We start from the raw sequence: 20,052 nt of genomic DNA on the forward strand, positions 1-20,052 counted from the left end.
CTCACCGCCACGGAGCAGCGGATACGCCCGGTAGCGTGGAGGCATGCGGTTCGCTCATCTGCGCCGTCCCGAATCCGACCTTCCCGCCCTCGCCGTCATCGACGGTGCCGGGGCGACGCTCGTCTCCGATCTCGTGGATCCGGCCCCTGCCACCCTCCAGCAGCTCATCGAAGGCGGCGACGTCCTTCTCGACGCCGTCCGCGACGCGCACGCGCGCGGCGAGGCTCCCGTGCACGCACTCGACGGCTTCGCCTACAGCGCCGCGGTACTCGCTCCGCCGGTCGTGCTGGCCGTGGGGCTGAACTACGCCGCGCACTCGAGTGAGCTCGGGCTGAAGACCGATACAGCGCCGACCGTGTTCACGCTGTGGCCGAACTCCCTGACCGGCCACGAGCAGACCACGTCGTGGCCGCGCGCCCTGTCGGAGTCGGTGGACTACGAGGCCGAACTCGGCGTGGTGATCGGCGCCGCCGCGAAGGACGTGTCCGCCGAGGATGCCCTCGACCATGTCTGGGGCTACACCGTGGTCAACGACATCACCGCACGCGACATCCAGTTCGCCGAGGCGCAGTGGTCGCGCTGCAAGTCCTTCGACGGCTTCTCCCCCACCGGGCCGGTCGTCGTCACGGCCGATGAGATCCCGGATCCGCAGGATCTGCACATCTGGACCGTCGTCGACGGCCACCGGGTGCAGGACGCGTCGACCGGACAGATGGTGCGCCCGGTCTCGGCGCTCATCGCGCACCTCTCCCGCTCGCTCACGCTGCGTCCCGGAACCCTGATCTCGACCGGCAGCCCTGGCGGCGCCGGCTACTCGCGCGACCCGCAGATCTTCCTCCGCGACCGTTCGACCGTGACGGTCGGCATCGACGGGATCGGCGAGCTCACCACGCATTGCCGGATCCTGGACTGATCCGTCTCCGTCGTCGTCCGCAAAGAACGCACGACAACGGCGAACGGCCCGCCACTCGGAGGCGTGGCGGGCCGTTTCCACGTGCGGCGGAGTTCAGACTCCGGCGTTGACGTCCTTCGACGGGATGACGGGGATCGCCGCGGTGATGGTCTCGAGACCCGACAGGCGGGCCGGCGACAGCTGCTTGGTGACGTCCTCACGCGACATCAGACCGGCCTCGACCACGAGGTCGGCGACGTTGCGGTTGGTCAGCAGGGCGGTCTTGGCGAGGGCTGCCGAGGCGGCGTAGCCGATGAACGGCGTGAGCGCCGTGATCACGCCGACCGAGGAACCGACCATGGCGCCCAGACGGTCGCGGTTGGCGGTGATGCCGTCGACGCAGTTCACGCGCAGGGTCCACATCGCCTGACGCATCCAAGTGATGGACTGGAAGATCGAGTGCGCGATGACGGGCTCGAACGCGTTCAGCTGCAGCTGACCGGCCTCGGACGCCATTGTCACCGTGACGTCGGATCCGGCGACGGCGAACGCCACCTGGTTCACGACCTCCGGGATGACCGGGTTGACCTTGCCCGGCATGATGCTGGAGCCGGCCTGCATCGCGGGCAGGTTGATCTCGCCGAGACCGGCCTGCGGACCCGAGGAGAGCAGACGCAGGTCGTTGCAGATCTTGGAGAGCTTCATCGCGTTGCGCTTGAGCGACGAGGAGAAGGACATGAAGGATCCGGTGTCGCTGGTCGCCTCGACGAGGTCGGTCGCGGTGGCCAGATCCAGACCCGAGATCTCACGCAGGTGCTTCAGCACGGAGGCCGCGTAGGCGGGGTGCGTGGTGATTCCCGTGCCGATCGCGGTGGCGCCCATGTTGATCTCGTACATGAGCCAGGCGTTCTCGGTGAGGCGCGTGTGGTCGTAGCCGAGCGTCGACGCGAAGCCGTGGAACTCCTGGCCGAGGGTCATCGGGACGGCATCCTGCAGCTGGGTGCGACCGACCTTGAGCACGTCGTGGAATTCGCGCGCCTTGTTCAGGAACGACACGCGCAGCAGGTCGAGCTCGTCGAGCAGCGAGCGCAGGTTCAGCGACAGCCCGATCTTGACCGCCGTCGGGTAGACGTCGTTCGTCGACTGGCTGCGGTTGGTGTGATCGATCGGCGAGAGGAAGGCGTAGTCGCCCTTCTCGCGTCCGGCCAGCTCGAGCGCGATGTTGGTGATGACCTCGTTCGCGTTCATGTTCGTCGAGGTGCCGGCCCCGCCCTGGATGACGCCGACGATGAACTGATCGTGGAACTCGCCGTTGATCACCTTCTGTGCGGCGGCGTCGATGAGGTCCGCCTTCTCCGCGTCGAGCGTGCCGATCTCCTTGTTGGCGCGGGCGCTGGCCTGCTTGACCATCGCGAGCGCTTCGATCAGCTCCGGGTAGACGGAGATGGGGCGCTTCGTGATCGGGAAGTTCTCGGCGGCGCGGAGCGTATGGATCCCCCAATACGCGTCGGCAGGGATCTCCTTGCTTCCCAGGGAGTCGGTTTCGGTACGGGTGGCAGGCGCAACGGCGGCCATGGACACATCCTCGTGAGTGATGGCGAACAGGGAAGGGGGATGTATCCATCCTACCCGTCGCCGATCACCGCCCCGGCTTGCGCGAGAACGCCTCGAGCCTCTGCTCGGGCTCCAGCTGCGCCATCCGCTCGACCCACGCGGGGCTGAACGTGTCGACCGGCGTCGCCTCGACAACCGGGACCACGGTGTGCGTGATGGTCTCCGGGCGCACGTGCACGAGCTGGAAGGACTGCGCGGCGTCCATGCCGTTGACCCGGTCCCCCGGGCTGGCGACGTCCATGGTGTAGCAGGTGGCGGATGCCACGCTCACGGGGATGCCCGCGAACGTCGCATGCAGCGAATAGTGCAGGTGCCCCGCGAGAATTCCGCGAACATCGGATCCGCGCAGCACCTCGGCGAGCTCGTCCTGATGGCGCAGCTCGAGGATGTCGAAGAACGGGATGTGGCTCGGCACCGGCGGATGATGCATCGCGAGCAGAGTGCCGTGCGGTGCGGGCGTGCGCAGCTGATCGGCCAGCCAGTCGCGCTGCTCCGCGTCGATGTCTCCATGGTGCCAACCGGGGATGGTGGAGTCCAGCGCGATCACGCGCAGACCGTTCAGATCCCACACGCCCGTGACCGCATCCTCGCTGGGCGCGACGTCGAGCAGATGCTCTCGCATCGCGGGGCGCTCGTCGTGGTTGCCGGCCACCCAGATCACGGGGGCGCCGAGGCGCTCGGACACGGGCTCGACGACGGCGCGCAGCCGACGGTAGGCGTCGGGTTCGCCGAGGTCGGCCAAGTCGCCGGTCACGACGATCGCGTCGGGCGCGTCCGTCGCGCTCTCGATCGCCGCGAGCGTGCGCGCCAGCATGGTGTCCACGTCGAAGCGTCCGCCCAGCGCCGCCCCTCCGGCCAAGAGGTGCGGGTCGCTCACGTGCACCAGGGTGTGCGTGGGCGGGGCGTAACGGCCGAACTGCACAGTCATGGTCCTCAGGCTAGCCCCGCGACGACGGCCTTCTCGGACGGCGCCGCGCGGGCCTGCTACTTCACGACGATGAGCACGATGCCGCCGAGCACCGCCGCCGCGCAGACGGCGAAGCACGCGTAGGCCGCGATCTGGGCAAGCGTCTTCTGCCCGTCGCTGAGCGGGCTCTTGCGGGCGGCCTTCGCGGCGGCCTTCGCCGCGCGCTTGGCCTCCTTCTCGCTGATCACCGTGATCGCGTCGGTGAATTCGGCGGGCGTCACCACCGGAACCCTGCCCGCCCGCACGAGCATCCGCAGGCCGAGCGCGTAGAAGCCCACGACGACGAGAGTGCCGACGAGTGCGGCGCCGAGCACCTGGAAGAACGCCTCCCAGTGGATGACCACGGTCATCGTCCCGTCCCCTTCTCCTTGGCCTTCGCACGTTCGCGGGCGCGCTGCGCCCTGGCCTGCCGCGGGGTGAGCGGCGGCTCCTCCGGCACCTCGATGGCGCGCCCGGAGTCGGCGACCTCACTGAACGCGTTGTTCGCCGTGACGGCGTTGCGACGCGAACGCAGGAACAGGGCGACGATCACGGCGAGCGCGAGGACCGCATCGATCAGAACGCCCCAGCCGCCGCCGACGACCACGATGAATGCTGCCAGGGCCCCGACGAGCCCGGCCGCGGGAAGCGTGAGCACCCACCCGACCGCGATACGGCCGACGGTGCGCCAGCGCACGGCCGATCCGCGCCGGCCGAGGCCGGATCCGATCACGGATCCGGAGGCGACCTGCGTGGTGGACAGCGCGAAGCCGAGCGCGCTGGAGGCGAGGATGGTGGCCGCGGTGGACGTCTCGGCGGCGAAGCCCTGCGCGGGCTTGACGTCGGTGAGACCCTTGCCGAGGGTGCGGATGATGCGCCAGCCGCCCAGGTATGTGCCCAGCGCGATCGTGAACGCGCAGGCCACGATCACGTAGATGTGCGGCTGGTGGTCGCCCTGCGCCTGCCAGCCGACTGAGATCAGCGCCAGCGTGATCACGCCCATCGTCTTCTGCGCGTCGTTCGTGCCGTGGGCGAGCGCGACGAGCGACGACGTGAAGATCTGTCCCCAGCGGAAGCCGCTGCGGCCGTCGGGTTTGCCGTCGTAGCGGCGCGTGATCAGATACGCGAGCTTGGTGGCGAGGTAGGCGATCAGCCCGGCGGTGAGAGGTGCGATGAGCGCCGGGAGGACGACCTTGGACAGCACGACGCCGAAGTTGATGCCACTGAGCCCGACGCCGACCAGCGTGGCCCCGATGAGCCCGCCGAAGAGCGCATGCGACGAGCTGGACGGCAGTCCGAGCAGCCAGGTCAGCATGTTCCAGGTGATCGCGCCGATGAGGCCCGCGAAGATGAGCGACGGCATGAGGTGCGCGGTGCTCGAATCCTCCTGGATGATGCCGCCGGACACCGTCGCGGCGACCTCGGTGGACAGGAACGCTCCGACGAGGTTCAGTCCGGCGGCGAGCATGACCGCGGTCCGCGGTTTGAGCGCGCCGGTCGCGATGGGGGTGGCCATGGCGTTCGCCGTGTCATGGAACCCGTTGGTGAAGTCGAAGAAGAGTGCCAGCAGGATCACCAGCACGACGATGAGGGCTGCGGTTTCCACCGTTCGCTTTCGTGAAGTGGAGGGACGTGACGAACGAAGAGTTCACCGGGGGTTCAGCATCCGTTAACGGGCCGGTTGCATCCTCCCACCCCGGCCCAAGCCGGTCAACTCGACGACCCCGCTGCAGGCTCCGCCCGCGCCCTGGCGGCCTCGGCTAGCGTTGATGCGTGACCTCCGTCTCCGAGACCGCTCCTGCTCCTTCCCCCGTTCCGCCGCGCGCGGCCCGCCGTTCGCTGATCCGCACCCACCACGGCGACGTGTTCGACGACCCTTACGACTGGCTGCGCGCGAAGGACGATCCCGAGGTGATCGCGCACCTCGAGGCCGAGAACGCATACACCGATGCACGCCTCGGACATCTCGAGCCGCTCCGCGAGACGCTGTTCCAGGAGATCAAGGCGCGCGTGCAGGAGTCGGATCTGTCCGTGCCCACCCGTCGCGGCGACTGGTGGTACTACGGCCGCACGGTCGAGGGGCAGCAGTACGGCCTGCAGTGCCGCGCCGCGGTCTCCTCCCCCGACGACTGGACCCCGCCGGTCCTGGACGCCGCGGTGCCCGTACCGGGCGAGCAGATCCTGCTCGACGGCAACGCCGAGGCGGAGGGCCACGAGTTCTTCGCGATGGGCGCGTTCGATGTCTCCGACGACGCCACTCGCCTGCTGTGGTCGACGGATTTCGAGGGCGACGAACGCTACACGGTGCATGTCCGCGACCTGCTCTCGGGCGAGACGCTGCCCGATGAGATCCCCGGTACGTCCGGCGCGTTCTTCACGCCCGACGGCACCACCGTCGTCTACACCACCGTCGACGACTCCTGGCGTCCGGACACCCTGTGGCTGCACCGCATCGGCACCCCCGTGGCCGACGACGTGCAGCTGTTCCACGAGCCGGACGAGCGGTTCTGGCTCGGCGCGGGGATCACCCGCAGCCGGAAGTACCTCGTGATCGGCGTCGGCTCCAGCATCACGAGCGAGGAGCACCTCGTCGACCTCGACGATCTCACCGCTCCGCCGCGCGTGGTGTGGCCGCGGCGCGAGGGCGTGGAGTACTCGGTCGAGCACGCCGTGGTCGACGGCCGCGATGAGCTGCTCATCCTGCACAACGACGGCGCGCTGGACTTCGAGCTGGTCGCGGTCTCCGCGTCGGACCCGCAGGGTGAGCGCCGCGCGATTCTGCCGCACACCCCGGGCCGCCGGTTGCTGGATGTGGACGCATTCCGCGACGTCACCGTCGTCGCCTACCGGTTCGAGGGCCTCGAGCGCATCGCGCTGATGGATCCGGCGACGGGGGCGCTGGACGAGCTCGGGTTCGAAGAGCCGCTGTTCTCGGCGGGCTTCGGCGGCAACCCCGAGTGGGCCGCGCCGTTCCTGCGCCTCGGCTACGGTTCGTTCGTCACGCCCTCGACCGTCTATGACCTGGAACTGGCGACCCGCACGCTGCACCTGCGCAAGCGCCAGCCGGTGCTGGGCGGCTACGACCCGGCGGACTACGGTCAGCGCCGCGATTGGGCGGTCGCTGCGGACGGCGCCCGCATTCCCGTCTCACTGGTGTGGAAGCGCTCGTTCGGCGAGCCCGGAGCGGAGCCCCGCGCCGTGCACCTGTACGGCTACGGCTCCTACGAGCACTCCATCGACCCTGGTTTCTCGGTCATGCGCCTGTCGGAGCTGGATCGCGGCGTGGTCTTCGCGGTGGCGCACGTCCGCGGCGGTGGCGAGATGGGCCGGCAGTGGTACGAGGACGGCAAGCTCGGCCAGAAGGCGAACTCGTTCACCGACTTCGTCGCGTGCGCGCGCCATCTCATCGACGCCGGCATCACCGTCCCGGACCGGATGGTCGCCGAGGGCGGGAGCGCCGGCGGACTGCTCATGGGCGCGGTCGCGAACCTCGCCCCGGAGCTGTTCCACGGGATCCTCGCCTCGGTGCCCTTCGTGGACGCCCTGACGACGATCCTGGATCCGTCCCTCCCCCTGACCGTGATCGAGTGGGACGAGTGGGGCGACCCGCTGCATGACGCCGAGGTGTACGCGTACATGAAGTCGTACTCGCCGTACGAGAACGTGCGCGACGGCGTCGCTTACCCGTCGATCCTCGCTGTCACCTCGCTCAACGACACGCGCGTGCTGTACGTGGAGCCCGCCAAGTGGGTGTCCCGCCTGCGCGACGCCGGGGCGGAAGACGTCCTGCTCAAGTGCGAGATGGTGGCCGGCCACGGCGGCGTCAGCGGCCGGTACAACTCCTGGCGCGAGCGGGCCTTCGAACTGGCCTGGATCCTGGACCGCCTGGGAGCGGCCGCCGCCTGAGCCCGACGAGGGTCCAGGGAGCGGCCGGCCGGCCGGCATCCGTTCCTTTGAGTGCAGCCGACGCGCTGGCCGTGTGGGAATCCGCGATCCGGAAGAAGAAGGTCAGCGTCGATGTGCTGCGCAGCGTGCGGTGGCGCTCCGAGAGTGCGCGGCGGCTCATGAAAGCGGCCGACATCCTGTCCGACTCCGGGCTCGAGACGCACTTCGTCGCACTCATGCGCGAGATCGGGGTTGTCGTGCGTCAGCAGATCATCATCGACGGGCACCCCGTCGATGCGCTCATCGGCGACCGCCTGATCGTGCAGCTCGACGGCTTCCAGTTCCACAGCACGGCCAAGGATCGCCGCCGCGATCTGCGGGCAGATGCCCGGCTGGCGCTACGGGGCTTCGTGGTGCTGCGCTTCGACTACACCTAGCTCATGTTCGAGCCGCGCTACGTCCAGGACATGGTCCGCGCGGCGATGGCACAGGGACGCCACCTCGGTACGCGCTGATCCGGCACCCGCACCCGGGCTCCGGACCGTGACCTGGATCGACGTCCCTGATGTGTATCCGGACCCACGTCCCCGGAGCCCCATCCCGAGACCAGGACGAATGACCGAGATCAGGCGGATCCGAGGCAAATCGTCCTGATCTGGGTGAATGTTCCTGATCTCAGGACCTGGACCGGATTCGGCCGACGACACGGCGCGGAACACCTCCCGGCACTCAGCCGAAGAGGGTCGCCGCTGCGTCGTAGCGGTTGCGCGGCACCGTGTTGAGCTCGCCGAGGGCGTCCTCGAACGGCACGCGGACGATCTCGGTGCCGTGCAGGGCCACCATCTGCCCCCATGCCCCATCGACGACCGCATCCGCGGCGTGCATGCCGAGCCGCGTCGCGAGGACGCGATCGAAGGCGGATGGGGCGCCTCCGCGCTGGATGTGACCGAGGATCGTCGCACGGGTCTCGATGCCCGTGAGCCGCTCGATCTCCGGGGCGAGCAGATCGCCGATGCCGCCGAGCCGCGGGCGGTTGAACGCGTCCAGGCCCTTGTCGCTGTACGCCTCGTCCATGTCCTTGAGCTTGAAGCCCTCGGAGACCACGACGAGCGGTGCTCGCCCGCGATCGTTCGCGCTGGACACGAGGGCGGCGATCTCCTCGAGCGACATCGGCACCTCCGGGATGCAGATCACGTGCGCTCCGGCTGCCATGCCCGCGTGCAGGGCGATCCAGCCCACGTGACGGCCCATGACCTCGGCCACCATGCAGCGCCGGTGGGAGTCACCCGTGGTGCGAAGACGATCCATCGCCTCGGTGGCGATGTTGACGGCCGTGTCGAAGCCGAACGAGTAGTCGGTGGCGCGCAGATCGTTGTCGATGGTCTTCGGCACCCCGAGGACGTTGATCCCCTCCTTGAACAGACGATCCGCGGCCGCCAGCGTGCCCTCGCCGCCGATCGCGATGATGCCGTCGATCTTGTGCCCGTACAGCGTCTTGGCGATGTTCTCCGCGCCGCCGCGCGGGCCCTCGTACGGGTTGGTGCGGCTGGTGCCGAGAATGGTGCCGCCGACCTTCGAGAGTCCCTTGACCTCGTGCCGCGTCAGGGGGAAGAAGTCGCCGTCGACGACGCCGCGCCAGCCGTCGCGGATGCCGACGAATTCGAGGCCGTACGCCTCGGTGCCCTTGAGCACGACGCCGCGGATGACCGCGTTCAGGCCGGGGCAGTCGCCGCCGCTGGTCAGGATGCCGATCTTCATGGGTCGTCCTCGGGAGGGAAGGGGATGGAAGCGCGGCGCCGTTGCCTCGTTCGACCCTAGTGCCGATCAGCTCTCCGGCGCCATTCGACAGCACCGAAAAGCGGCGTTCTTACGCACCCCATCACGGACTTCTCGTCTTCTTGAAGAAAAACGGCGCTCCGCCTCCAGAAACCGGGAGAAGAAGCGCCGTTCTTGACGTTCGCCGTCGGGATGCGGTCAGTCGCCGCCGAGCGCCTGACGAAGCAGGTGCATGAGCGCCGCCAGCTGCACAGGCTCGCTCGCACCCTCCTCCACGGCCTCGCCGTCGAGCGCCCGAGCCGCGAGGCCCTGCTTCTGGTCGATGAGCTCGGCGATCTTCGTGTCGAGGGTGTGCGCCGCGATGATGCGCCATGCGGTGACCGGCTCGTCCTGGCCGATGCGGTGCACGCGGTCGATCGCCTGGGTCTGCTCCGCCGCGGTCCAGCTGAGTTCGGCGAGCACGACGTTCGACGCGGTCTGCAGGTTCACGCCGACGCCGGCCGCAGTGAGCGAGCACACCGCGATCCCGACGTCGGGGTCGCTGTTGAACGCGTCGACCGCCTGCTGCCGCGCGATCGCAGTCTGGTCGCCCCGCAGCGACACCGAACGGATCCCCGCAGCCGCGAAATGCGCCTCCGCCTGATCCATCACGTCGACGTGCTTGGCGAAGAACACCACCTTGCCGACGGAGCGCTGCAGCTGCGCGGCATAGTCCGCAGCCAGCAGCGCCTTGGCCTGGCCGATCTTGCGCACCATGGTGAAGACGTTGTCCCCGCCGGTGCCGGCGGCCTTCGACTCCTCCAGCTCGCCGTGCGCGACGAGCCGGACGATGTCCTCGTCGATCTCGCCGTGGGCGAGGCCCCGGTCTCCGCGCGCCTCGATGATCCGGCGGTACTTCGCCGCCATCCGCGCGCCGAGTTCGGCCTCGGCCTGCCGGATCCCGCGCCCGAACTCGTCGTCCAGCTGCACCGGCAGATCCGCAATGAGCTTGTCGGGCAGGTCGGCCGCCACGTCCTTCTTCTTGCGGCGCACGATGCCCATCGAGATGACCGCGTCCCTGGCCTCGCCGTAGAACGACTTGTCCGCGGGTGTCAGCCCCGTGGCGTCGAGCTTGTCCGCGAGCTCCGCGGAGGGGCGCTCGCCGTTCGTCCAGCCGAGGAAGCGCCAGATCGCGTCGAAGTCCTCGACGTCGTTGATCAGCGGGGTTCCCGTGAGGGCCATGAACAGGGGATGCGCACCGGCGGCCTGCTCCCGAATGCGGGAGGCCAGCGCCAGCACGTTCTGGGAGCGCTGCGAGGACAGGTTCTTGATGAAGTGCGCCTCGTCGACGACCATGCCGCGCAGGCCGATCTCGCCCAGCCAGGACAGATGCCGATCGAGGATCTCGTAGTTGACGATGAAGATGTCGGCGAACGCGTCCACGTCCTGGCCATCGCCCTGGATCACGGCGGCGCGGCGCTGCGGAGTCCACCGCTCGACTTCGCGCGCCCAGTTCATCTTCACCACGTTCGGGACGACGACCAGAAGCGGATACGCGTCGGCGATGGAAGCGGCGAGCACCGACTGCGCGGTCTTGCCGAGACCCGGCTCGTCGGCGAGCAGGAACGAACGATGCCCGGCACGCACCGACTCGAGGAAGCGCGACTGATGCACCATCACCTCGAGGCCCTTCGGCGAGAGGTGGTCGTACTCGGGCAGCGGCGGCAGCTCCATCGAGGCCATCCCCCCGCCCGCCCCTGACTCGAACGCCTTGTACAGCGGCCCCATGAGGTCCCAGCCGTCCAGGCGGCGTCGCGGGGTGGACGCGGGCCGCGGGGTGAGATCCGGCGCCAGGAACGGGTTCGCCAGCATCCGCGACTCTACGGACGGCGGGGTCACCTGGCGTTCGGCGAGCGCTGCCGGCACCACCGGCGCCTGCTGCACCCGGATGACATCGGCGATGACGAGCTCCTCCGGCGCGAGCTCGGCGCCGGACTCCAGCAGCCAGTCGCGGCGCATGCGCTTCGCGACGGGGCTCGTGGCCTGGTCCGCCTCGAGCAGCTGGATCAGCGACGTGTCACGCGCGGCGGTCTTCGCGAGGATGGTGGCCACACCGTCCAGACGCTTGAGCTGCTCCGCGCGGGCGGCGTCGCCGAGCGCCGCGTCGCCCTTGGCCCTGGCACGCTCCTCGCGCACCAGGAACGCGATCACCTGGAACTTGACGCGGTTGGTGGGGCCGAGCTTCCCGTGCTGGGCCTTGGCCTCGATCTCGCGCACCTTGCGCGCGAGAATCGGGATCAGCGGCGCGTCTTCGTCTCGACGCGACGTCTTCTTCCGCCGAGTGGCGGTCGCCGTGGTCGGCATGCTCCTCCTGAGCGTGGATGCCGTCTCCAGAGGACGGCGACTGATCCGAACAATGACCGTCGGGATGATGCTGCGTCCCGACGATGCGTATCCGCGGACGGGCGGCTGCCGAGAGGCATCGCAGACCGAGCGGACGAGAACCCCGCAGGCGTGCATCGCGCACGTCGATCACAACGGGTTCGCGGTCAGTTTACGCCACGCGAGCCCCCGTGCGGTCACTCAGCGGGCGAGTTCGCGCGATCCGGTTCGCTCACGCCCAGCAGGAGCCGCGCCTGCGCCACGTCCGAGGCGATGCCGGCGACGAGCGCATCCATGCTGTCGAAGGCCGTCATCCCCCGCAGCCGATGGGTGAACTCCACCGTCACGTCATGGCCGTAGAGGTCCAGCCCGGGACTGTCGATCGCATGCGCCTCGACCTGGCGCTGCAGCACGTCGTCGAACGTGGGGTTGGTTCCGACGGAGATCGCCGCGGGGTGCACGACGCCGGTGGTGTGGTCCACCAGCCTGCCTGCGTAGACGCCGTCGGCCGGCACCATCTCGTCGAGGAGGGCAGGAAGGTTCGCAGTCGGGAATCCGAGTTCGCGGCCGCGCTTCAGACCGTGCACGACCTCCCCGCGCACCGACACCGGGCGCCCCAGCACGGCGCCCGCGAGCGCGACGTCACCCGCGGAGAGCAGCTCGCGCACCCACGACGAGGAAACCCGTCGATCGGTGCCCTCGAGGAAGACGTCCTCGATCACGTCGACCGTGAAGTCTCTCCGCGCGCCCAGCTCGGCGAGCAACGCCGGGGTTCCCCTGCCGCCACTGCCGAAGCGGAAATCGCGGCCGACGAGGACGGTGGCGACATGCAGCGCGTCGACGAGAATCGCCTGGGCGAAGTCCTCCGCCGTGCGCGAGGCCAGCTGCTCGTCGAAGGTGAGCACGAGAACCGCATCCAGACCGCACGCCGAGAGCAGCTCGATCTTGCGCTCGACGGACACCAGATCGTCCGGGCACCGATCCGGACGCAGCACGCTCAGCGGGTTGCGGTCGAAGGTCACGGCCACCGTCTTCGCCCCGATGCGCGCCGCGTCCTGCTGCGCGCGGCGGAACACCGCGCGGTGGCCGGCGTGCACGCCGTCGAACTTGCCGATCGCGGCGACGGTGCGTCCGAAGTCCGCGGGGACCTCGGACGGATCGCGGAAGACGATCATGCGGCGGATCCCTCCGACGAGCCGACGCCGGAGACGGTGGCAACGGTGCGGGACGGACGATGCGTGATGAGCCACCACAGCCCGACCATCGGCAGGAACAGCGGGATCAGCACGTAGCCGAGGCCGAACTGCGACCACACGGTCTGGTGCTGGAAGAGCGCGGGGTGGGTGAGACTCAGCGTGCCCACGACCAGCACGCCGACGAGCTCGAACACGATCGCGACCCAGGCGACGCGGTACCAGCCCGGGCGGCCGGATCCGATCAGAGCGAGCGTCGCGACGATGTAGACGACCGCGGCGACCGCCGACAGCGAGTACGCCAGCGGAGCCTGGTCGAACGCGCGCACGATCTGCACGAAGGATCGGCCGGTGGCTCCCAGCGCCATCACGGCGTACACGATCACGAGCACGCGGCCCACGCCGCGCATCCGAGGGCGAGACGGCACGACCGAGGAGGTCCCCGATGGGGACGCAGGGGAATCGGACGGGGTCGAGGATCGCGCGGTGCTCATGGCAGGGTCCATTCTACGGAACCCGATGACACCGGGTCCGCACAGCCGGTGCTGCTCAGCCGCCGATCGGCGTCGTCCAGATCACCTGCATCCGCCAGATCATGACCGCGATCGACAGTGCGACCACGCCCATGATCACCGTGCTCCAACGGGAGCGCTCGAGCAGCGCCCAGACCGCTCCGCCGATCGGCAGCAGCACGGCGGAGACCAGATACACGCCGTACTCCAGCGGGTCGCCGAGAGCGGGATTCCCCGTGAACGGCAGCACGATGGCCAGGACGACCTGCACGATCAGCAGCAGCTCGATCAGGGCCAGCGATCCCACGGTCCAGTCACTCGGACGCTTGCCTGCGAAGCCCATGATCAGGCAGAACAGGCCCGCCGCGACCGCGACCGCGATCTGGATGACGGTGAACCACAGGATCATGACGCCCCCTCCGGCATGTTCATGGCGCTCTTCAGGTCATCACCGCGACGCTCCACGATCCCGATCAGCACACCGTCGGGATCGATCGCCGCGGCGCGCGGACCCTCGAGCCTGGCACGCTGGGCGACCAGGCGCTTGCCGTGACGCAGATCGACCGCTTCCTGCGCGCTGACCGCGAGGACGGGAAGGATCCGGGCCGCCGCAGCGGCAGCGGTGAGCGGCCGCGCCTCTGCGAGAGTTTCCAGCATCGAGGCATCGGCCACGTCGAACGGCCCGACACGCGTGCGGCGCAGCGCCGTGAGGTGGGCGCCGACGCCCAGGGCCGCCCCGAGATCGCGAGCGAGGGCGCGAATGTAGGTTCCGGACGAGCAGTCCACGACGACGTCGAGGTCGCGCATGCCGTCGTCGGCGGGGCTGTCACCGAGCACGTCGAAGCGCGACACCACCACATCGCGGGCAGCGAGGACGACGTCCTCCCCCGCGCGCACGCGATCGTACGCCCTGCGTCCGTCGACCTTGATCGCGGAGACGGCGCTCGGCACCTGCGAGATGGCGCCGGTGAGCGCGGCGATGCCGGCGGCGATCTCATCCGCAGCGATCGCGGAAACACGCTCGGGGTCGGCCGAGGCGGTGATCTCGCCGTCCGCGTCGTCCGTGCTCGTGCTCTGACCGAGGCGGATGGTGGCGTGGTAGGTCTTGTCGGCACCCACCACGAAGGTGAGCAGACGCGTGGCCGCTTCGACGCCGATGACGAGAAGCCCGGTGGCCATCGGATCGAGCGTACCGGCGTGCCCGACCTTGCGGGTGCCGAACACCCGGCGGGTGCGGGCGACGACGTCGTGACTCGTCATCCCGCCCGGCTTGTCGACGAGCAGGATGCCGCTGGTTGCCATGCCCCCAGCCTAGAGGCCGCGACAGTTCGGATCCGACCGGTCCGCCGGCGATGCGACGCGGTTCCGCGGGAGCGGTAGCGTGGACTCCCGTGGCCGACTCCCCCGCCTCCGCGCCGATCGCGTCCGCGCTGATCGCCTGGTACCGCGAGCACGCGCGGGACCTGCCCTGGAGACGGGCGGAGTACCTCGCCGCGTACGGAGCGTGGGGCGTGCTGGTGAGCGAGTTCATGCTGCAGCAGACGCCGGTCAACCGCGTGATCCCGCATCTGGAGGCGTGGCTGGCACGCTGGCCCGATCCGATCTCGCTCGCCGCGGCGACTCCGGCCGAGGTGCTGCAGCAGTGGGCGAACCTCGGATATCCCCGACGCGCGCTGTGGCTGCACCGGGCCGCGATCGCCGTCCGCGATGAGCATGGCGGGGTGACGCCGCGCGACGTCCCCGCACTGCTGGCGCTCCCCGGCATCGGCGACTACACGGCTCGCGCCGTGTCGGTGTTCGCGTTCGGCGACCGCCATCCCGTCGTGGACACCAACACGCGACGGGTCATCGCCCGCGCCGTGCACGGGCGGGCCCAGCCGGATCCTCCTTCACGCCGCGATCTGGACGACATGCTCGCGCTGCTGCCCGACGAGGCGGGGGACGCCGCCGTCATGAACGCCGCGATCATGGAGCTCGGTGCGACCGTCTGCACCGCCCGCAGCGCGGACTGCGCACGGTGCCCGCTCGCCGAGCTCTGCGTCTGGCGCGCCGCGGGCTTCCCCGACGGCGAGGACCGGCGGCGACGGCAGGCGAAGTACGAGGGTTCGGACCGGCAGGCGCGCGGCGGCGTGCTCCGCGCGTTGCGGCACGCCGAGGGCCACCGTCTGCCCGCCGATGCCGTCCTCGCCGACTGGCCGGATCCGGTGCAGCGCGACCGTGCGATCGACTCGCTCGTCGCGGACGGGCTGCTCGAGGCCACCGATGGCGAGCTGATGCTGCCGCGCTGACCGGCCACGGACCGCCGCTGTCCGCGCGCCCCTCAGAGGTGCTGGTCGGTGCGGTGTGCGAGCACCGTCAGCTCGTGACGGGTGCGCACGTCGAGCTTCGCGAAGATCCGGCCGCCGTGCACCTCGACGGTCCGCACCGAGACGTGCAGCGCGAGCGCGATCTCGCGATTCGCGCGCCCCTCGGCCATGAGCAGAGCGACCTCGAGCTCACGGGCGGTGAGGACCGGCTCCCAGGCCGCGCGGCAGACCTCCAGCGATGACGGCACGGCGCCCGTCTCTCCGGCGGCTTCCGCCGCGCGCAGCCGACGCTCGGCCATCATCCGCAGTCGTCGATCGACCATGCCGCGCCATGCCCGCGCCCCGGACTCCTCGAACAGGCTCCGCGCGGCGCGCAGGTGCCGCACGCCTCGGCCGCGGTCGCCCCGTGCCGCGCATGTGGAGCCCAGCAGCGCCTCGACCCTTGCCCGCTCGAAAGGCGAACGGATCCCCCGGCTCTCCTCGGCCACCGCATCGAGGTCGGTACGCCAGGATGACTCGCGCGCGGCTCTGACGCGCTCGCGCAAGGTCCGTGCCGCCGTCGCCTCGGGAGGCTCCGGCGCCGTCGCCGCACCCAGCGGACCGATCTCGTCCAACCCGGGCAGACCGAGGGGCTCGGAGGGTCTGCCGCGGTCCGTCCACAGGCCCATGTGCACGGCGGCCTCATCGCTGCGTCCCTGCAGATAGGCGTCGATGGCGCGGTCCACGAAGCCATCGGGCTCCTGCGGCCACGGAACGGATGCGGCGAGCTCCCGCGACAACGCTCCGATGCGGCCGTCCACGGCGAGATCCAGTCGCCGGGACAACGCCACGGCGAGACCGGCGAACGGCAGCGCCACGGGGAGCTCCGCCGCGGACGCGGCGAGAAGCTCATGGGCGGTGCCGATGCGTCCCGCCCAGACGTGCAGCAGCACTTCGGCAACAGCACGGCGGGCGCGCAGCAGCGGACCATGCTCCTGCAGACCGGTCACGGGAGCGTCGCCGCAGATCGCGACAGGCTCGGCCAGTGCGCGCACCCCGGCATCCGGGTCGCCGTCGAGGCCGGCGCACAGCGCGTGCGCCACGCGCTGGACGGCATCGCCGTCGTCGATCGCCCCCGCATCCGCGTGGCCCGCCAGCGCATCGCACCAGGCCAGCAGCGTCGCCCGCACCTCCGTGTCCTCACCGAGTCGTGCTGCGATGACGAGCCACGCTGTGCTGCGTTCGCGGTCACCGCGCTCAGCGCCGAGGGACGCGCCCAGCACCGCGGCGAGCCGGTATCCCGGACCGGACGCATCAGGCGGGACCAGCAGATCGGGCGCCGGCACCGCGCCCTGTCGCAGCGTGTGCGCGAGCACGAAGGCCGCCGTCGCCTCACCGCGATGTCCGCCATCGATGCGCAGCGCCTGCTCGATGCGTTCCACGGCGTCCGCTACCCAGCCTCCGGCCAGCGCCGCACGTCCGCTGCACAGCAACGCGCTCGCGTGCGCGGACGATCCCGGTCCGGCATGCTCCACGGCCTCCGCGGCGCAGGACCAGGCACGCCCGGCAGCTCCTTCGCGCAGCGCCGCGTACGCCAGCTCGATGAGCGGTTCGACCAGGCCGGGATCGGCCGCCACGGCGCCACGGCCGCGGTGCCACAACGCCGCGTGCTCATCCCCTGCCTCGGCGAGCACCACGGCCAGCCGTTGGTGTGCACGCAACCGATCCTGCGATGTCGCCGTCGCCAGCAGATGCGCACGCAGTGTCGGATCGGCGAAATGGAACCTCCCGCCGCGCAGCTCGGCGAGACCGGCGAGCTGCGACCGAGCAACGCCGTCCGGATCACACCCCACGATCGCGCCCAGCGCCTGCACCGATCCTGAGCCGCACAGCGCGAGCGCGAATGCGCGCTCCCGATCCGCGTCGCGCGGCAGCACGCGCTGAGCATGCGCCTCCAGCGCGGGGACTGCCGGAAGGGCGTCGGGCAGCACCCGCCATCCCCGGCGATGTTCAGGATCCAGCGCGGCCAGCATCTCAGCGGCCGCGACGGCGTCACCACCGCAGATGCGATCGATCGCGGAGCGCACGTGCGGCGCGACATCGTGGGTACCGCAGGCCAGACGGTCGGACTTATCCTCCGACGGCGCACCGGGCGCCCGGATCCTCGCCCGCTCTTCGGTCCTGCTTGTCGTCGCGCCGTTCATCGCTGCGCAGCCCCCCGCCGCCATCGTGCGCCACTTCGCGCACGTGGGTTGGATGCTAACAAGAGACGAGCGCGGATCCCAACTTCTTAGACCCGGTGGAATAATCGCCCAACGCAGGAGACATGCGCGCAAGCAACGACGAGAGGCCCTGGGACACAGTGTCCCGGGGCCTCTCGCAGCGATGTCACGGTGCCATGGCACCGCCCTGAATCGATCAGTTCTCGTCGCCCTCGCGGGGCTTCACATACGGATCTTCCTCGCCCGCGAACGCGGCGGACGCGGCGATGCCGGCGACCTGCTCGTCACGTTCGCGCGCCTGCCGGAGCAGATCACTGATGTGGTCGGCGTTCTCGGGCAGCGCGTCGGGGATGAACTCGAGCGTGGGCACGAGCCGGATGCCGAGCTGACGTCCGACCTCCTTGCGCAGGAGCCCGGTCGCTGACGTGAGCGCCGCACCCGAGGCCACGCGCTCCTCCTCCGTGCCGAGCACGGTGTAGAACGCGGACGCGTGCTGCAGATCACCGGTGACGCGCACGTCGGTGATCGTCACGAAGCCGAGGCGCGGATCCCGCAGCCCCTTCTCCAGCCGCTCAGCGAGGATGACGCGGATCCGATCCGCGAGTCGTGCCTGTCGTTCTCCGGCCATGTCCTTACCCTCTCACTCTTTCGCCCGCGTGGAACGCAAGCGCGGAGCAGGAAGGCACCCTGTGACGACCGTCGGGGCGTCCGCGAAGCGGACCGGGGCCCCGTAAGGTCGGCACAGGATGCCATCCTGCGCAACCACGTGCTTAGCCGCGCGGCTTCTCCACCATCTCGGTCGTCTCGATCTCGTCGCCGACCTGGATGTCGTTGTACTTGCCCAGGCCGATACCCGCCTCGAAGTCCGTGCGGACCTCGGTGACGTCGTCCTTGAAGCGGCGCAGCGACTCGATGGCCAGGCCATCGGCGAGGACGATGCCGTCGCGGATGACGCGCGCCTTGGCGTTGCGCGTGATCGTTCCCGACCGCACGATGACACCGGCGATGTTGCCGAACTTCGAGGAGCGGAACACCTCGCGGATCTCGGCGACACCCGACTGGACCTCTTCGAACTCCGGCTTGAGCATGCCCTTGAGGGAGTTCTCGATCTCGTCGATCGCGTTGTAGATGACCGAGTAGAACCGCACGTCGACGCCCTCGCGGGACGCCGCCTCACGGGCCTTCGGGTCAGGGCGGACGTTGAAGCCCACGATGATCGCGTTGTCGATCGTCGCCAGGTTCACGTCCGACTCGGTGACCGCGCCGACACCGCGGTGGATGATGCGCAGCTGCACCGAGTCGTCGACCTCGATCTTGAGCAGCGACTCCTCCAGAGCCTCGACGGCACCGGACACGTCGCCCTTGATGATGAGGTTGAGCGTCTCGACCTTGCCCTCTTCGAGAGCACGGGTGAAGTCCTCGAGCGAGATGCGCTTGCGGGCCTTCGCCAGCTGCGCGTTGCGCTCGACGGCTTCACGCTTCTCAGCGATCTGACGGGCCATGCGGTCCTCGTCGGTCACGATGAAGACGTCACCGGCACGCGGGACCGAGTTCAGACCCTGCACCTGGACCGGGCGGGAGGGAGCTGCGGCCTCGACCGCGTCACCGTTCTCGTCGATCATGGCGCGGACGCGTCCGTATGCGGTGCCCGCGACGATCGCGTCACCGATCCGGAGGGTTCCGGACTGGATCAGCACCGTGGCGACCGAACCGCGGCCCTTGTCGAGCTTCGCCTCGATGGCGATGCCTCGCGCGGCCTTGTTCGGATTCGCGGTGAGGTCCAGACCGGCGTCCGCGGTGAGCAGAACGGCGTCCAGGAGCTCCTGGATTCCGGTGTTGGCACGTGCGGAGACGTCAACGAAGATGACGTCGCCGCCGTACTCCTCTGCGACCAGGCCGTACTCGGTGAGCTGCTGACGGACCTTGGCCGGGTTGGCCTCGGGCTTGTCGACCTTGTTGACCGCGACCACGATCGGCACCCCGGCCGCCTGGGCGTGGTTGAGCGCCTCCACCGTCTGCGGCATGATGCCGTCGTCGGCCGCGACCACGAGGATCGCGATGTCGGTCACCTGCGCACCACGGGCACGCATGGCGGTGAACGCCTCGTGACCCGGAGTGTCGATGAAGGTGATCGCGCGCTCGATGCCCTCGTGCTCGGTCCACACCTGGTAGGCACCGATGTGCTGGGTGATGCCACCGGCCTCGCCCTCGATGACGTTGGTCTGCCGGATCGCGTCGAGCAGTCGGGTCTTACCGTGATCGACGTGACCCATGACGGTGACCACCGGGGGACGGATCTCGAGGTCCTCCTCGCTCTCCGCCTCCAGCTCGGCCTCGAGGTCGAGACCGAAGCCCTCGAGGAGCTC

At 69.8% G+C, this 20,052-nt stretch carries 17 protein-coding genes; 4 read left to right on the top strand and 13 right to left on the bottom strand.

Annotation, left to right across the window (positions count from 1 at the left end; genetic code table 11):
- The first annotated feature begins 43 nt into the window (after positions 1 to 43).
- A complete protein-coding gene (locus AC1DMN_RS14305) occupies positions 44 to 913 on the top strand; it encodes a fumarylacetoacetate hydrolase family protein (RefSeq protein WP_440732159.1) in 870 nt (289 codons plus the stop codon).
- Between the two features lie 93 nt (positions 914 to 1,006).
- Here AC1DMN_RS14305 and AC1DMN_RS14310 read toward each other — a convergent pair whose 3' ends face one another.
- The 4 genes from AC1DMN_RS14310 to AC1DMN_RS14325 form a co-directional block, all read right to left on the bottom strand.
- Positions 1,007 to 2,467, bottom strand: coding sequence for an aspartate ammonia-lyase (locus AC1DMN_RS14310; protein ID WP_440732160.1), 1,461 nt, complete (start codon positions 2,465 to 2,467; stop codon positions 1,007 to 1,009).
- 64 nt (positions 2,468 to 2,531) lie between these two features.
- Positions 2,532 to 3,434, bottom strand: coding sequence for a metallophosphoesterase (locus AC1DMN_RS14315; protein WP_477230676.1), 903 nt, complete (start codon positions 3,432 to 3,434; stop codon positions 2,532 to 2,534).
- A gap of 56 nt (positions 3,435 to 3,490) precedes the next feature.
- A complete protein-coding gene (locus AC1DMN_RS14320; RefSeq protein WP_440732162.1) occupies positions 3,491 to 3,823 on the bottom strand; it encodes a peptidase in 333 nt (110 codons plus the stop codon).
- Positions 3,820 to 5,058 carry an inorganic phosphate transporter gene (locus AC1DMN_RS14325; protein WP_440732163.1) on the bottom strand — a complete coding sequence of 413 codons (1,239 nt, stop codon included), beginning with the start codon at positions 5,056 to 5,058 and terminating at the stop codon, positions 3,820 to 3,822. Before AC1DMN_RS14325 ends, AC1DMN_RS14320 begins: the two co-directional genes overlap by 4 nt.
- A gap of 167 nt (positions 5,059 to 5,225) precedes the next feature.
- Here AC1DMN_RS14325 and AC1DMN_RS14330 point away from each other — a divergent pair, with 167 nt between their 5' ends.
- Positions 5,226 to 7,358, top strand: coding sequence for a S9 family peptidase (locus AC1DMN_RS14330; protein ID WP_477230677.1), 2,133 nt, complete (start codon positions 5,226 to 5,228; stop codon positions 7,356 to 7,358).
- A gap of 47 nt (positions 7,359 to 7,405) precedes the next feature.
- Positions 7,406 to 7,774, top strand: coding sequence for a DUF559 domain-containing protein (locus AC1DMN_RS14335; RefSeq protein ID WP_477230678.1), 369 nt, complete (start codon positions 7,406 to 7,408; stop codon positions 7,772 to 7,774).
- 292 nt (positions 7,775 to 8,066) lie between these two features.
- On the opposite strand, the gene AC1DMN_RS14340 is transcribed toward AC1DMN_RS14335, so the two are convergent.
- The 6 genes from AC1DMN_RS14340 to truB form a co-directional block, all read right to left on the bottom strand.
- Positions 8,067 to 9,095 carry a 6-phosphofructokinase gene (locus AC1DMN_RS14340; RefSeq protein ID WP_440732166.1) on the bottom strand — a complete coding sequence of 343 codons (1,029 nt, stop codon included), beginning with the start codon at positions 9,093 to 9,095 and terminating at the stop codon, positions 8,067 to 8,069.
- A 216-nt stretch (positions 9,096 to 9,311) separates the two neighbouring features.
- Positions 9,312 to 11,456, bottom strand: a complete 2,145-nt coding sequence (locus AC1DMN_RS14345; protein WP_441976010.1) for a DEAD/DEAH box helicase — start codon at positions 11,454 to 11,456, stop codon at positions 9,312 to 9,314.
- A gap of 215 nt (positions 11,457 to 11,671) precedes the next feature.
- Positions 11,672 to 12,649, bottom strand: a complete 978-nt coding sequence (locus tag AC1DMN_RS14350; protein WP_477230679.1) for a bifunctional riboflavin kinase/FAD synthetase — start codon at positions 12,647 to 12,649, stop codon at positions 11,672 to 11,674.
- Complete coding sequence (locus AC1DMN_RS14355; protein WP_441976149.1) at positions 12,646 to 13,077, bottom strand: hypothetical protein; 432 nt, start codon at positions 13,075 to 13,077, stop codon at positions 12,646 to 12,648. Before AC1DMN_RS14355 ends, AC1DMN_RS14350 begins: the two co-directional genes overlap by 4 nt.
- A gap of 139 nt (positions 13,078 to 13,216) precedes the next feature.
- Positions 13,217 to 13,588, bottom strand: coding sequence for a hypothetical protein (locus AC1DMN_RS14360; RefSeq protein ID WP_441976008.1), 372 nt, complete (start codon positions 13,586 to 13,588; stop codon positions 13,217 to 13,219).
- Positions 13,585 to 14,481: a tRNA pseudouridine(55) synthase TruB gene (truB, locus tag AC1DMN_RS14365; RefSeq protein ID WP_477230680.1), complete on the bottom strand. Its 897-nt coding sequence runs from the start codon at positions 14,479 to 14,481 to the stop codon at positions 13,585 to 13,587. Before truB ends, AC1DMN_RS14360 begins: the two co-directional genes overlap by 4 nt.
- 89 nt (positions 14,482 to 14,570) lie before the next feature.
- Between truB and AC1DMN_RS14370 the strand changes: the two genes are divergently transcribed.
- Entirely contained in the window at positions 14,571 to 15,467 is an 897-nt protein-coding gene (locus AC1DMN_RS14370) for an HhH-GPD family protein (RefSeq protein WP_441976006.1), read from the top strand.
- 32 nt (positions 15,468 to 15,499) lie between these two features.
- Here AC1DMN_RS14370 and AC1DMN_RS14375 read toward each other — a convergent pair whose 3' ends face one another.
- The 3 genes from AC1DMN_RS14375 to infB form a co-directional block, all read right to left on the bottom strand.
- The gene (locus tag AC1DMN_RS14375) at positions 15,500 to 17,551 is read right to left on the bottom strand and encodes a LuxR C-terminal-related transcriptional regulator (protein WP_477230681.1); all 2,052 of its coding nucleotides are present in this window, start codon (positions 17,549 to 17,551) and stop codon (positions 15,500 to 15,502) included.
- Positions 17,552 to 17,882: 331 nt separating this feature from the next.
- Positions 17,883 to 18,314 (bottom strand): 30S ribosome-binding factor RbfA, encoded by a 432-nt coding sequence (rbfA, locus tag AC1DMN_RS14380; protein WP_441976004.1) that lies wholly within the window; start codon positions 18,312 to 18,314, stop codon positions 17,883 to 17,885.
- Positions 18,315 to 18,456: 142 nt separating this feature from the next.
- Positions 18,457 to 20,052 (bottom strand): translation initiation factor IF-2 (infB, locus tag AC1DMN_RS14385; protein WP_477384442.1); only part of this gene is annotated, 1,596 nt, incomplete at its 5' end.

Source organism: Microbacterium sp. 01T413_2, assembly GCF_056398985.1.